Here is a 15,889-nt window from a genome sequence, read left to right as displayed (position 1 = left end):
AAGATTAACAGGTGTTTTTTTGAATGAAAATTATTTGATTATTGCTGCAATAGCAATTGTTTTTCTAGCTATTGTTGGTGCATTGCTCTATTGGAATGTTCAAAGTGCTGTTGATGAAGCTTCTAGACTTGAAAATGACTCTGTTTCCGTAAATGTCTCCAATGACACTGTCAGTGCCGAGGTATCAGGGAATTCCGTTGATGTTTCCACAGATTCTGTCAATATAACCTCTGATGATGAGGGTTGGGTATGGTCTGGCCAGCAGGAGGACTATATTAAACAATACACTGACGGCAATGGATATGAACATACCATATTCAAGTCCAGCGGGGATGATTTGGAATTCAGGCCGGATGGATCTGTTTTTCTCAATGGAGTAAACATAACTGAAGATTGGAATAAGGATTTCAACTGAAATTCTAATTTTTCTATTTCTTCATGTAGATTACTCAATTCAATTATTTATTTTTTTATTAATTGTTTTATTATTTTCAAGTTAGCTATCATAATCCTGCACTGAAAATATAAAATATTGATTTCCTTGATGATAATTTTAATTATAATGGTGGTTGCAAGCTATCAAAAAAAGTAAAGATGATATGGAATCATCTTCAGGTGTATTTCACCATAAGTCTGAATAATTCTTTGGCCATATCCGTTGAATCCTGCTTTGTGATGTTTTCCGGAATTTCGTATACGAAAGTAGGATAGCCTGCCTGAGCTATTGGCTTTGATACAAGTATGGCAGATGTTGACTTATATGTTTCATTTCCTGTTCTCGGATAATATCCGAAATCAGTGGTATTGTTAATCTTTTTAGCTATTTTAACTGAGGGCTTATCCATTTCGGGAGTTGCCAGATAGAATCCTTCGCCATACCATTCGACATGGGAATGGCTTATGATTACACAGTCTGCATCAGAGTGTGTAACATCAGGATTTACAAAGTCATGAACAAGACTTTCACCGTTTGCACGTCCCTTTTTATAGTTTTTAGGATTTTTAGTTACGTTTACCTGATAATGCAGGATTTTGGTATCGTTGGTTTCATTTCCAAATTCTTTAGCAGCTTTTATTTCAGGATCTATTGCTAACTTTTCTCTTGGATGGATTCCAGTAATAAGAGCAATGGTTTTTGTTGCATTAGGATTTCCGTAAACGTATTTCTCTACGGTTCCCAAATCGTTTTCACCGATTATTCCGGTGGTATTCTTGTAGTATATGAAATCTAAATCGACAATTTCTGTCTGTTCATTATAAATTCCAATTCCTAAAAATAATAAAAGTGCAACAATTAAGATTATTTTGGTTTTTCTTTGCACATTTTCACCTTTACTTGATATTTAATAGTTTTTAATATATTATCTTTTGGTGAATATTTAAGAATAAGGCCGGATTGCTCCAACCTTATCCGCCAATTTTAAATTCTCATGGAACTAAAATAGTATTCTCTGCATAATGATTGTAAAGAATCGGGACTGAATCTTTACAATTATCATTTTATCTTGATTATATTTATTTTTTATGATTATTAAAGTTCAAAAATATTTTTATAACTAAATTAAAGAGTTTTAAAACAATTTTTTTAAATAGCCTAAATAAATATTACATAGTAATTTAAAATAGATATTTAGGTGAAAAACTTGCTTGAAAATTACGATTCAAAAGATGCTTTATATATTGGTATTAACCTTTTAATCCTGGTGGATGCCGTATGTATAGTTTATCTGTTATTGTTTAATCTTCCAAGTGGTTTAAAAAATTTCATTTTGATTTTTGATGTAGTTTTATGTGTCATTTTGCTTTTTGATTTTTTCTACAAGCTTCAGGAGACAGATCAGAAAGGCACATTTTTCAAATATAATGTTCTGTTTTTAATTGCATCAATTCCTTTTGAGCTGTTTTTGCCTGTATATTTCATGGCTTTTCGTTTTATGCTATTGCTGAAACTTTTTAAGTTATCCGGCGTTCTTGAAAGATATTTTGAGAGCATACATAGATTTATTGAAGGGACAAAGTTCGACAAGATTGTAACATGGATAGTTTTTGTTGTAATTGTCTTTACTTTAGCCATATATCTTTTCGATTCAACACTGGGGTTATTCGACAGCTTGTGGTATGTGGTCGTTACATTGACAACTGTCGGATATGGGGACATAATGCCGAATACATTTCCTGCTAGATTGGTTTCCCTTTTGCTTTTGGTAATGGGCATTTTTGTATTTTCCATGCTTACAGGAGCAATTTCATCCTACTTTACCGACAAGATATTGAATATCGAAAGTGATGCCGAGCAGGAGTTATCCGCTTTAGATGAGAAACTTAAAGATTTGAACTCTCAGCTGAAAGACATTAAAGAGGAGCTTGAACAGTCCCGTGCGGAAAATAAGGAATTGCATAAAAAGCTTGATGAAGTCTTAAAAAAGTAATTTAAACTTTTTTTTATTAAATAAATATTAATTTTTATTTAATTTAGATTTAAGATAAAAATTGTCCGATATTGAAAAATTGAAGTCAAAAGATACTGGTTAATTTATATATTCTGAAAATATAATAAAATGTATAAAAGCCAATGTAAAATTTTTAAATGTTGCATATGTATTCACGATGTTTTCATTGGCTTGAAAATTTAGTGGTAATAATATGATTAACAGTACAACCTCATCATTGATTTATAATTCTCTTGAAGAATTTATAAAAAAATTAAAAGAAATTTTCCAAAAATTGATGTCAGATTATAATGAATTGGATTTGAAAATTGCGGATTTTAAAAAATCATCAGATAATTTTATTTTATCTCTAGAAAATCAAAAAGGGTTTGAAGAGGAACTTTATTTTTATCTGAATATCAAAGACATGTTATATTACTTATTTGATGATGTAAAATTGTTGATTGATCATGCTAATTTCATAAATTCTATTTTTAATAGATTTTTTCAATTAATGAGTTTAAAATTGGATAATGATGAAAATTACATTTCTTATTGCAGTGAATTTGAATCATTTTTAATCAAACAGGAAAAGTATTTCTATTCAAAAATCTATGAGCCAAGCAAATTCCATAATAGGGATGCATTGAATGAAATTACTTCTTTGCTCATGAGGTGATTTCATGGATGCATTTTGCGATACCAATGTTTTAATTGGTTATGTGTTTATTTTAGATTATCTGAACAGGCATTCAGCTATAGTTTTCAATGAATATTCAACAGTATTTTACTCTAATAATGTAAAAAAGGAATATGATAATGTTTTTAAAGACAAATATAAAAAATTATCTAATCAGATTTTCTATTTGCAGAATTACTTGGGTAAGGGTGGTGTTGAGTTTTATGATTTGAAGTTGATTAAAAAGGAATTTGATGACCTTAACAAAGATTTTATCGGTTTTTTAGATTCATTTTGGAATAATTATCTTGAATTTAATGGCTACATCACTCTGGCTGAAATTTCTAATTCATTAGACATATGCCGAAGAGATCTGAAGGAGAATACTTTCTTTAGAGATTCAAAACTGAAAGATATGCTGACATTAATAAACAATAACAATGATAGTTATGAAGAAATTGATAAAAAATTGAAGTCATTAAAAATCCATAGTTCTGATAGAAAAATTGTGTTGGATGCTCATGATTTCAATTTGAAAAATAATAATCCGCTGGATTTCATAACATTTGATGAAAGACTTTTCAATGGGATAAAAAGGGTTCAAAATTTCTCTTTTAATAGTATCAAATCTAAAGATGATTTTCTTAATTAAAAATATTGAACATTTTAGTACTATTTTCAAATTAAAATCCTTTATTTTGGTTAAATTATTCTTATTTAAGGATAGTTTTAAATATCTTTTTAAATATAGTTATTAATACTTAAATTGTTTTAAGTGTAAATTCAAAAAATTGTGTGAAAAATATGACAAACGAAGATTTTGCAAATAAGATTAAAGATATCAGAGCTAGACAGAACATGTCTATAGAAGATCTCGCCGAGAGAAGTGGCGTAAAGCTTGAAGTCCTTGAAGCTATGGAAGCAGGGGAAGTGATTCCTTCACTTACTCCGTTAACCAAAATGGCAAGGGCATTAGGCGTTCGTTTAGGAACATTTTTAGATGACACTCCAGAACTCGGGCCGGTCGTTACAAGAAACGGCGTAACCGAAAACTCACTTTACTTTTCAGGAAGGGAAGACGTGACAAACGCAACCAATCTGGAATTCCACTCCTTAGGTGCGGGCAAAATAGACAGAAACATAGACCCTTTCATGATTGACATCAAATATGAAGAAGGCGAAAAGGAACTGTCATCCCATGAAGGTGAAGAGTTCATCTATGTTCTGGAAGGTGAAATTGAAGTCATTTATGGAAAGGATACTTTCACAATAGGTGTAGGTGACACAATCTTTTATGACTCAGCAGTACCACACCACCTCCACGCAAGCAGTGAAGATGGCGCTAAAATATTAGCAGTACTTTACACACCATACTGAGGTTGATAGAATGAGTAAAATAACTTTAAAACCAAAAACAGACAGATTTTACACAGATAATTTGAATTTGCATTTATTGGGTTTGCAATTGGGTTTGCATTAATGATTTGTATTTTGGTTAGTTATTTTATTAAAAAAATTATGAGGTGAAAGTATGTCTGAATTATTTACAGAACTTCCGATAGGAAAGTTCTTCGAGCAAATGGTTGAAAAGCAGCCAGATCATGAATTTATCGTTTATCCTGATAGAAACTTAAGATTTACATATAAAGAATTTAATGAAAGAGTGGACAATATAGCAAAAGGGATGCTAGCTTTAGGAATTGAAAAGGGAGACCATGTAGGAATATGGGCTAAAAACGTGCCTGAATGGCTTACCTTCATGTTTGCAACAGCCAAGATAGGTGCTGCAATCGTGACAGTCAACACAGCTTACCAGTCCCATGAGCTGGAATACGTTTTAGGCCAGTCCGACATGAAGGCATTGGCCATGACAGACGGCTTCAGGGATACAAGCTATTTCGACATTATCAACGAGCTTGTTCCTGAACTCAAGACCTGTGCAAGAGGCCATCTGGTAGCTGAAAAGTTCCCGCATCTCAAATACATTTTCCACGTAGGCCAGGAAAAGCATCGCGGAATGTATAACACCAATGAGCTATTGCTTTTAGGCATGAACTATGATGAGGAAGAGTATCAGAAGGTTAAGGATGCCGTTACACAATATGATGTAATCAATATGCAGTATACCTCCGGAACCGAAGGTTTCCCAAAAGGGGTAATGCTTACTTCACGTAACATCCTCAACGACGGCTACTACATCGGCGAAAACATGAACTACACTGAAAAGGACAGATTATTACTTCAAGTTCCTCTGTTCCATTGTTTCGGAACTGTTTTAGGCGTAATGGCTGTGATAACCCACGGTTCTACCATGGTGGTTTTGGAGGAATATGACCCTCTTTTAGCTATTTCATCCATTCAAAAGGAGAAATGTACTTCAATCTACGGTGTTCCTACAATGTTTATCGGAATGATGAACCATCCGATGTTTGAGATGTTCGACATGAGCTCTTTACGTACTGGAATCATGGCAGGTTCAACCTGTCCAGTCGAAACCATGAAGGACGCTATCGAAAAGATGAACATGAAGGAGATTACCAGCGTATACGGGCTTACAGAAGCCGGTCCTGGTTTTACACAGACCAATGCCGCCGATTCATTCGAGAAAAAAATCAATACTGTGGGCCGTAAGTTCCCGCACATTGACGTTAAGATTGTCGACCCGGAAACCGGTGAGGAAGTTGGCGTCGGTGTTCCCGGCGAGATAATGTGCCGTGGATTCAACGTCATGAAAGGATACTACAACATGCCTGAAAAGACCGCAGAAGCAATCGAGCCGGACGGATGGCTTCACTCCGGCGACTTGGCTACAATTGACGAAGACGGATACTACTCCATCGTAGGCCGTATCAAGGACATGATCATCAGAGGCGGTGAAAACATCTACCCTCGTGAAATCGAAGAATTCCTGTTTACCCATGAATGCGTGCAGGACGTTCAGGTCGGTGGAATTCCGGATGAAAAGTACGGTGAAATCGTCGGTGCATTCATCATTAAGGAAGAAGGATATGATGATGTAACCGAAGAGGATATCCGTGATTTCTGTATAGGATCCATTGCAAGATACAAAGTTCCTAAATACGTATTCTTTGTTGACGAGTTCCCGCTCACCACAAGCGGTAAAATCCAAAAGTACAAATTAGGCGAACTTGGCCTTAAGCTTTTAGAAGAAAGGCGTGAAAGGGGAGAATTATAGCTTCCCTCTACTTATTTTTTTTAAGAAAATTTCCCTCTGATATAGGGAAGATGGGCATTTTTAGTTAATTATATAACTATCTTATTTTAAAATCTTTAAATGTAAAGAAATCTCATTGCCATATTCAAATGTAAACATTCTGCTTTATTCACTATGGCATTAGGTTTTTTTATGGCCCTGATTAATTTCCGGGCATATGATAAATTAGATTTATTATATGGGTAAGTAAAAGATTGTATTGCATGGGAGAAATAATATCTATACAAAAAATGGTTTTACTAGCCAGACATGCTAGCGTCTGGATTTAGGCTGTAACTACGGCTGTGTTCGGTAATGTTTTATTTCACATTTGAAGTGTGCCTTCAATATTATTCATATCTGAGAGAACGCCCTTGAAATAGGGTATGGTGGAAATCGGGTTTACACGTATCGGTTATGGGTCAAAACCTCATTACGGATAATTTAACTTCTCTGGTACAGATTGAAAAAAGAGCTTTCAGCAATTTTCTTCATAAGAAAATGCTTATATTGCATATGCCATTGGTGAAGAGATGTTTATTATCATGTGTTTTCAGTTACTGATGAGGGCAAAGGTAGTTTTTCGATAAATAATTTCTTTCAGCATTTCCCGAGTTGACGTTACTGTAGTTGGGGATGATGCCAAAGACCAAGATAGTGTCAGACCTTGTTATATTGCTGTTTTATTGTTGGCTATGCTACTTTAAATGATGCGATATTCACCAGTATCTGTCGCCTGAAAGTGCTGGAATCGATTATACATTTATTATTGCAACATTGCAATTGCTCAAAGAGGTTTCGGACTCATGATTAGAACGCTCATGACCAGGCATTATCTTTGTCAGTTTTCTGGAGTTTGGGATGATGCCAGTGACCAAGATGGTGTCATACTTCCGATAATGCTGTTTAGGTGGCAAGGTTACAATTGCCGAAAGGAGGCAATGATTCTGTAATTGATAACACTCCATGAGATATACTTTAAATATATCTTAAACTGCAGATGCGAGAGTATCCTCTGATTATCTGTCTGTTCCATCAGTATGGCTGTTGAATGTCCTTCTGATGTTGAGATTTAATGTTTCAGGATGCGGTTAAGGTTATGCTATTTTTTCTATGGATTTTTATTTTTCATGTTGTTGCTGGTGACTGTTACGAGTCACTGATAACATACGACTTTAGTAAATAGGGCTTGGAATAACGCTGCAGGCGTCATTGTGAAAAAACAGAATACTTAACATTTGATTAGTTATTCTCCAAGGACTAACAAAGCAGTTAACAACCTTGATGAATGGTGAAGTTATCTTAATGTCAATAAAACTGAGATTGGACCCTCAATGCCATTGATGTTGGATAATGAATCTGTTTACAATGCTGTTCTTTAGCTAATGAAACTTGGATAAAAATTGCTAATGTAATATGCATTGAGTTTTCCAAAAGAGGATAATTAACTTTTGCTTTTAAACTTTTGGTTAAAAATCCTAATCAACCGGCTGATGTTAAGGATGATGTTGATTTACAATTAATAGACTGATAATGCTTTGTATTGCCGAATGTTGTTGTTAACACGGTAACTTTAAGGCCAATCATGGAATTGGTGATTTTAATCCATATCCAGAGGTCTTTTCCCTATTTGTTACTTAAGCAAAACTTTAGGCAAATTAACTAACATCGCAGCCCTAAATTGACTTCAACGAAGCCAACATAGCTACTGATGCAAATCCCATTTGTGACTTTGCAATCAGAATCGTTAATGCCTCCGATTTAGCTATTGGTGATGGATCAATGGAAGTTCATTCATTAATTATTGCCCATGCTCTGCTGTGGTTGTTGCAGTAAGAATACTTACCAGCTGGATTGAAAGTTATTGCTGCGGCTCCATTAGAAGGGCAGTTTTTATGAAAGTACTGAAATGCAGGATTTCAGTAATGTCGACAAGATTAATGGGGGCAAAATTATGAATATTGCAATTGCTATTCCAGGATTCATGGCACTGAAACGTCTATATCTGGGTCAATAACGCTACTGTTGCCGATCAGATTCGATTTGTCCATCGGAAGATATGTTAGCTGTAGTGATGTCCGGGCCGGTAATTAGTTGCTTGGCTGATTCTTGCATACCAGAATTGTCCAAGTGATGCTGTGATGTTTGGGCAATCGCCTAAGTCTTTAAAGGTTAATCCTATGTAGCTAAAAGGAACCTTTATCAAGACGAGCAATATTAGATTATTGGATTACGATGCGGTTTGATTCTTTAGGCTGAAGTTTGATGTTATTTTTGGCCAAAGGAAAGCAGTTACTTTAGATATATAGTGAAGTGATTAGCCATGGTTTGGTTAGCAATAAAGTTAATTTAACTTTTTTGCGGACTTGAGCCAGAAACTCCTTTAAAGTAATATGTGGCTGGTAGTCAATAGCATTTTTATGAATGCCATGCGTCCCGTTTTTGATCTTTTTTTTGGTCAGAAGATGGGGTGAATAAAATAAAAAATAGGGACTTTGCTTGTTTTTAACTAGTTAAAATTCCTTTTATTTATTCAATCACAATTTTTTCCCATATAATAAACATTTTTTTAAGGCATTGAAATTTTCTGCAATTAAGTCAATATTACTCAAATGAAAATTAGGGCAATTAAAACAGGGTTTATTTTGGTGCTTTTTTTAAATTTTGATAAGATATTATTGCCTTTTTTATATCTTTTTCTTTCCTATTTTTATTTTTGATGTTAGTGTAATATCTTCTTAAAAGATAAAAATCTTGGGATTTTAAAAGGGCATTATCAGTTAAATTGTTGCAAAATTGTTTTTAAAAAATCAAGTGCTAATAATCGGTTAAAGCTTAAATTATTCATTGAATTGAATTGATTTTTTTTACATCAAAATAATTTTATGATTAGTAGTTCTCACTAATGTTATATTATTTATTTTCAATATTGGCTTTGTCTTGTTATTTTATCATGGATAAACTGTTTTTTTAACTTTTTAAATTTATAGAAATAATGCATGTTTTTACTATTAATTATATGTTTTTAAAGGGATATTGTAACATTTATATACAATTGTAATTAATGTAAAAATGTAAGAATATATTCTGATTTTTTATTTAATCAAATATAGCAATCATTTTGTTCAAAAAAACATTTGATTGTTTTTAACGATTAAAATAAATTAATATTTTGTTTAGCAAACCAAAAAATGATGAATATTTTTTTACACTATCTAGATTTTATATCTAGGTCGGTATAATAAACCTGGTTTATTATATGTGTAAGTAAAAAATTGTATTATACATAGGAGGAGATAATATCAATTGTAAAATAGGAAAACCTATTTTGTTTATTTTGATATTATTCTTGTTCGTATCTTTAATGGGGGTTGCTTTTGCAACAGATACGTCGACAGACGAATTGACGACAGACACGAATGGTGGTGATGTCGTAGATCTCACGCTGCCCGAAAGCGGTGTGGACGATACTTTACAAGCAACTGATGATAATGAAATTTTAACTGCTACACATACTCCTGCAGGTTCAACAATTCAGGATATTCAGAATTTATTCAATTCTGGTGTTGTTCAGCCGGGAGATACAGTTTATTTGGGAAATACAACTTATACATCAAATTGGCAATCATGGCAACATAATGTTGTCAATGTCAATGTCGATAACATAATCATTTCTGGTGGAAATAATGATGATAGCTTTTCCACTTTGAATGGTGGTGGATGTTGTATATTCCAATTAAGAGGATCAGGTATTACATTAACCAATATTAATTTTGTCAATACCGGTCATAATGGCGATAAGGGTTCTGCTGTTAATATTCAAAATTCAGACTGTACAATTACCAATTGTAATTTTAATAATTGTGTGAGTACAGATGGTGGAGCAATATATACTTCAGCATCCGCTTCAAATACAGTTATTGACAATTGTAATTTTACAAATAACCAAGCTCAATATAATAATGGATACGGTGGAGCCATTTATTTAAGTTCAGATTCAGAAATTACAAACTGTAATTTCAATGGTAATACTGGACAGATGTATGGTGCAATCTATAGTACAGGCACTACAAAGATAGAAAACTGTGATTTCACAGGGCATCATGGGTCCGCTAGTGCAGTATACATTACTGGAACTGCCGAGGTGAAAAATTCAAATTTCACTGACAATACGGCCAGTAACAGCAATGGTGGTGCATTATATCTCGGAGGATCCAATTCTTTAGTGGACGGATGTAATTTTATTGATAATGCAGTCACTGCTAATCATTTGATAGGTGGTGCAATCGCATTAACCGGTTCAAATTCAGAAATTACAAACAGTAATTTTGAAGGAAACAAGGCCGGTGCCGGTGGTGCTGTTTCTAACAGCGGTTCAAATAATGAAATTGAAAATTGTAATTTCACTGGGAATACCGCTACTGATACTAATAGAGGTGGAGGTGCGATTTATTCCACTGGAACAGGATTAACCATAAGTGATTCTGATTTTAAATCCGACACTGGTACAAAAGGTTCTGAAATTTATGTAGATAACAATGGCGATGCCAGTGTTACAGATTGTAACTTTGATGTTACTCCTAGTTTGGATGTAAATAGTGGATATCCATCATTAACTGCAACTTTATCTGCAGATTATTCAAATCTCGTATATGGTAATGTTGAAGGCATATCAGGTGAATCTTCAACTCCTTTAGTAAATGAAAATGTTACTTTGGAGATTTATGATTCAAACGGTGATTTGGTTGTCAATATTACTGATGCTACAGATGAAAATGGCCAAATTACATATGACTACAGTCATCTTCCACTTGATAGTTATACTTATAAAGTATACTATAAAGATGGTGATACTTTAATCCAAAAAGAAGGTAATTTGGGTATGATTATAGTTGAAGGAACTGGATTTTCTAGCATTCAAAGTGCAATTGATGCTGCATCTCCAGGACAGATTATCTTTCTAAAAGGTATCACCTATGAAAATGATTTCAACCATCAAATGGTAATAGATAAACCTATTACTATTGTCGGTACTGACGGCACTGTTTTGGATGCTGAAGGTGAATCAAGAATATTCAATGTTAACAACGGCATTAGTGGCGTTAATCTTGCAAACATTGAATTCATCAATGGTTACACAAATGGTGTCGAAAATGACAATGGTGGTGCCATTCGCTTCGGTAACGGCTGTAATAACATAAGCATTACCAATTCAAGCTTCCGTGACAACCGTGCATTATACGGAATGGATCAGGAAGGTGATGTAACCAAAGGTAATGGTGGTGCAATTTATTTTACAGAAAACTGCTATAATGTTGAAATATCCAACTGTGATTTTAAAAATGGCACTTCATATAATGGAGGAGGCATTTTTATTGAGGAAGGTGGACATAACTTCATTATAGACAACTGTAATTTCACCGATAATCATGTTGACAACAGAACCAGCGGTGACCTTTATGTTGGCGATGCCGACGGTCACGGTGGCGCTATCTACATGAGCCCAGGTGCTAACAACGGTACCATCAGCAACTGTAATTTTACTAACAATACCGCTACTGTAAGTGGTGGTGCAATCGATAACTACAGGGCATTTGACTGGGTGGTAATAAACTCAACATTCTTTAACAATTCAGTCATAATTAACGATGAAAGGCCTGAAGATATCGACCACGGTGCCGGAGCCATATGGTGTTGTAATTCAGTGATGAACATTACCAATTCCACATTTGAAAACAATTTGGGATCTTATGGTGGTGCATTGAGAGGAGCATTCAATGTTTATAATTCCTCTTTTGTCAACAACACTGCGGTCAACGGTAATGGTGGGGCAATGGATGTTGCTGTTGAAGAAGCAATTGCGATGAGCCTCAATCTTGAATTCATCAATTCAACATTCTATAACAACACCGCTAAAGGAAATCGTAGCGATGACAGGGCTCAAGGTGGAGCAATCCACATCTTTGACATATTCAGTGTGAATATGACCAATTGTAGCTGTATCAACAACACTGCCGACAGAGGAGGGGCTGTTGACTTCTATCAAATGGATATAACCCATGTAGAAAACTGTACCTTTGATAACAACAACGCTACTCATGAAGGTGGTGGTCTTGCGATTTTCTGTGACCACAGTACCTTTGTTGACACTAATGTTTCCAACAACAATGCTGAAACAGGTGGTGCTATTTGGGTAATTGGTCACAATTCATTGTTTGACAATGTGACCTCTGTAAATAACACCGCAGCAATAGGCGGTTCATCTTATGTTAGAGGTGACAACACAACTTTTCATAATTGTACTTTTGATAATAATACTGCTAGTATGAGTGGTGGAGGATTATATGTGGAAGGTGATGATTGTCATCTTAAAGATGTAATCCTTTCAAATAACACTGCTCAGGAAGGTGGTGCTGCATATGTGCTTGGAAATAATACCTTTTTCGAGAATGTCACATCTGTAAATAACACCGCTGATTATTATGGTGGTTCATTTAATATCCAGGGAAACAACGTAACTGTTAAAGACTCTAATTTAACAGAGAATAAAGCTGGATATGGTGGTGGTGCAATTTATATTTCCGGTGATGAATGTAAATTCTTAAATAACACCATATCTTCTAATGAAGCTAATAGGGGTGGTGGAATTTATGTTTCCGGAAATAGCTGTGAATTTTCAGGCAATAATGTAACCGATAATGAAGGTGTTTTCGGTGGTGCAATTGCGATAGACGGATCTGATTCAAAATTCACCAATAATAATTTTACAAGTAATAATGCAACCAGTATCGGTGGAGCAGTTTATGCAGATGGTAATAACGCCAATTTTACTCATAACAACTTTTCAAATAACACTGCTCACTGGACAGGTGGAGCATTATATATTGACGGTGAAAATACCTATTTGGATGACATTATCGGATATAATAACACTGCTCAAAATGGAGGATTTGCAGGTGTTGATTGGGCTACAAATTTAATTGTCACAAACTCCACTTTTATTAGTAATGCTGCTACTGGTAATATTAGTGAGGGATACGGTCTTGGTGGTGCTTTCTACATATCAGGTTCTGATAATGTGGACCTTGAGGCCAATTTCTTCAATAATACTGCAATTAACGGTTCAGCAATATATGTGGAAGATTCAACACTCAGAGTCCATGACTCTAATTTCTTTGATAACCAAGCTTGGTCTTATCAATTAAATTTAACTCCTAAGCCTAACACACGATTCAATCAAACCGATGATATTACAATTAGTGTTAGTCATCAAGGAGGAGACAATATCGCAAATGCTATTCATAATGCGAATGGTGAAAGCGATGTTCAAGTAAAAAATATTACTTATCCATTTTATACTGTCGATGGACAAGTAATCAATAAAACAACCCCAAAAGATAGATACGTTACTCCTGTTGACAGTCCTGATGCTGATGATATATATCTTTATGATTTTGAAAACAATCAGGTTATTACTTTAGTTCTTTACAACGGAAATGGAAGTTTTGTTTATAATGATGAAACTGGGGAATATGAATACGTAGGAGACGGTGAAGAAATTAATAGATTTACCTATATCGTTCATCCGCTTTATGAAATCGAAAATCATGGTAATGAAATAAATGTGACCCAATGCGGTAAAAACAAGACATATACCTTTGATGATGATACTGGTAAATATGTCTGCAACGATTCAGGAAAAATAACAACATGCGACTATGAATCTGTAAATCCTGATGTAGGTAAATACACATTTAACGAATCTGGTAAGATAACAGTAGTTTTACACAATAATACCAACAATAAATATACATTCAATTTACCTGACGGTAAAGTTACAGAGTTTTATTATAATGAAACTACTGGGGAATATATTTTCGAGGACAATGGTAAACAAAGGAAATATTATGCTATTGAAAAGACAGATATCTACGGAACTATTGACTTACCGCTTACTAAGATTAAAGGTACTTTAGATTCTGGAAACTACACAGTTTCTGCATTCTACAAAGAAAGTACTTATTATACTGAAATTTTCAACTATACCAATTTTGAGGTAATAGGTTTCAATCCTAATATGACTGTAAAGAAAGTAAGTTTAAATATTACAGATGATCTCTATATTAATGATACTGTTGCGTTTAACATTACTGTATTCAACACTGGTGACTGTGATTTGCATAATGTGAATGTTACTGATGTGTTTAGTGCTGGTGACTTTACTTTTGTTGGTTATTCTGAGGATAAAGGTTGGACTAGAGTTGGAGATAGTTTTGTTTTCACTTATGGCACTCTTGCTAAAGGTGCGAATAGTACTTTCACTGTTTGGTTCAGGACTTTAACTAATGGTACTTTACCAAATAATGTTACTGCTAGGTCCAATGAGACCAATGATACTAATGATACCGCTAATGTTACTGTTTACAGGCCTAATATGACTATTGAGAAAATTAGTTTAAACGGCACTGATTTTGTCATTGTTAATGATACTGTTGCATTTAATATTACAGTTAACAATACTGGTGACTGCAATCTTTATAATGTGACTGTTGATGAGTTATTTAATTCAACTGAATTGGAATATATTTCTCATTCCAATAATGTAACTTGGATTAAGAGCAATAACACCTTCATTTACAATGCTACATTAGGTGTTGGTGATGTCATTGTTTATGAAATCACTATTTATAATCGCGGTAGGTGCACCATTGAAAACATTACTCTTATTGATGTTTATAATTCAAGTGAATTGGAATATGTTGGTTCTATTGATGACAATATTGTTGTAAAAATGGATGATAAGATTTTTGTGAATTTGACTATGAATTCTAATGAAATTTTAAAAATTCCGCTTAAATTCAAAATGTTAGTCAATGGTACTTTAACCAATATGAGTCCGAGTGTTGATTATGACATTAAAAATGGTGATGAAAGTGCTGATAATGTAACTGTCAAGAGAGTGATGAAAGAGTCTTATCCTACATTACATGTTGGGGAAAGTTCTACTTTCACTATATTGTTTAAGGCTAAAACCAATGGTACTTTGGTAAACAATGTTACTGCTAGGTCCAATGAGACCAATAATACTAATGATACCGCTAATGTTACTGTTTACAGTCCTAATATGACTGTTGAAAAAGTAAGTTTAAATATTACAGGTGATATCTATGTTAATGATACTGTTGCATTTAATATTACTGTATTCAACACTGGAGACTGTGATTTACATAATGTGAATGTTACTGACATCTTTGATGCAAACGAGTTTACTTTTGCAGGTTATTCTGAAGATAAAGGTTGGACTAGAGTTGGAAATAGTTATGTTTTCACTTACGGCATTCTTGCTAAAGGCGAAAATGCCACTTTCACTGTTTGGTTCAGAACTTTAACTAATGGTACTTTACTGAATAATGTTACTGCTAGATCAAAAGAGACCAACGAAACTAACGATACTGCAAATGTGACTGTTATCAAACGTATTTCAATCAATGTTACTAAGGTTTGGGTTGATGCTAACGATCAAGATGGTATTAGACCTGATAATATTACTGTTGAGTTACATAATGA

General features: G+C 34.0%; 10 protein-coding genes. 8 read left to right on the top strand and 2 right to left on the bottom strand.

Annotated elements, in window-relative coordinates:
- Positions 1-19 precede the first annotated feature (19 nt).
- Complete coding sequence (locus tag ACJROP_RS03415; protein WP_406534098.1) at positions 20-415, top strand: TadE/TadG family type IV pilus assembly protein; 396 nt, start codon at positions 20-22, stop codon at positions 413-415.
- Between the two features lie 196 nt (positions 416-611).
- On the opposite strand, the gene ACJROP_RS03410 is transcribed toward ACJROP_RS03415, so the two are convergent.
- The gene (locus ACJROP_RS03410) at positions 612-1,322 is read right to left on the bottom strand and encodes a hypothetical protein (RefSeq protein ID WP_406534097.1); all 711 of its coding nucleotides are present in this window, start codon (positions 1,320-1,322) and stop codon (positions 612-614) included.
- A 321-nt stretch (positions 1,323-1,643) separates the two neighbouring features.
- On the opposite strand from ACJROP_RS03410, the gene ACJROP_RS03405 reads away from it, so the two are divergent.
- The 6 genes from ACJROP_RS03405 to ACJROP_RS03380 all read left to right on the top strand — a co-directional run bounded on the left by ACJROP_RS03405 (position 1,644) and on the right by ACJROP_RS03380 (position 7,275).
- The gene (locus tag ACJROP_RS03405) at positions 1,644-2,429 is read left to right on the top strand and encodes an ion channel (RefSeq protein ID WP_406534096.1); all 786 of its coding nucleotides are present in this window, start codon (positions 1,644-1,646) and stop codon (positions 2,427-2,429) included.
- A gap of 214 nt (positions 2,430-2,643) precedes the next feature.
- Entirely contained in the window at positions 2,644-3,108 is a 465-nt protein-coding gene (locus ACJROP_RS03400; RefSeq protein WP_406534095.1) for a hypothetical protein, read from the top strand.
- 4 nt (positions 3,109-3,112) lie between these two features.
- On the top strand, positions 3,113-3,760 hold the full coding sequence (locus ACJROP_RS03395) for a hypothetical protein (protein ID WP_406534094.1): 648 nt from the start codon (positions 3,113-3,115) through the stop codon (positions 3,758-3,760).
- Positions 3,761-3,912: 152 nt separating this feature from the next.
- A complete protein-coding gene (locus ACJROP_RS03390; protein ID WP_406534093.1) occupies positions 3,913-4,485 on the top strand; it encodes a helix-turn-helix domain-containing protein in 573 nt (190 codons plus the stop codon).
- Between the two features lie 154 nt (positions 4,486-4,639).
- Positions 4,640-6,304, top strand: coding sequence for an AMP-binding protein (locus ACJROP_RS03385; protein ID WP_406534092.1), 1,665 nt, complete (start codon positions 4,640-4,642; stop codon positions 6,302-6,304).
- 824 nt (positions 6,305-7,128) lie between these two features.
- Entirely contained in the window at positions 7,129-7,275 is a 147-nt protein-coding gene (locus ACJROP_RS03380; RefSeq protein WP_406534091.1) for a hypothetical protein, read from the top strand.
- Positions 7,276-8,384: 1,109 nt separating this feature from the next.
- On the opposite strand, the gene ACJROP_RS03375 is transcribed toward ACJROP_RS03380, so the two are convergent.
- Positions 8,385-8,528, bottom strand: a complete 144-nt coding sequence (locus tag ACJROP_RS03375) for a hypothetical protein (protein WP_406534090.1) — start codon at positions 8,526-8,528, stop codon at positions 8,385-8,387.
- Positions 8,529-9,650: 1,122 nt separating this feature from the next.
- On the opposite strand from ACJROP_RS03375, the gene ACJROP_RS03370 reads away from it, so the two are divergent.
- The coding region (locus ACJROP_RS03370; RefSeq protein WP_406534089.1) for a right-handed parallel beta-helix repeat-containing protein at positions 9,651-15,889 on the top strand (6,239 nt) is incomplete at its 3' end.

The sequence above is a fragment of the Methanobrevibacter sp. genome, assembly GCF_045220775.1.
GTDB lineage: Archaea > Methanobacteriota > Methanobacteria > Methanobacteriales > Methanobacteriaceae > Methanocatella.
This window is presented reverse-complemented; position numbering and strand designations above follow the sequence as displayed.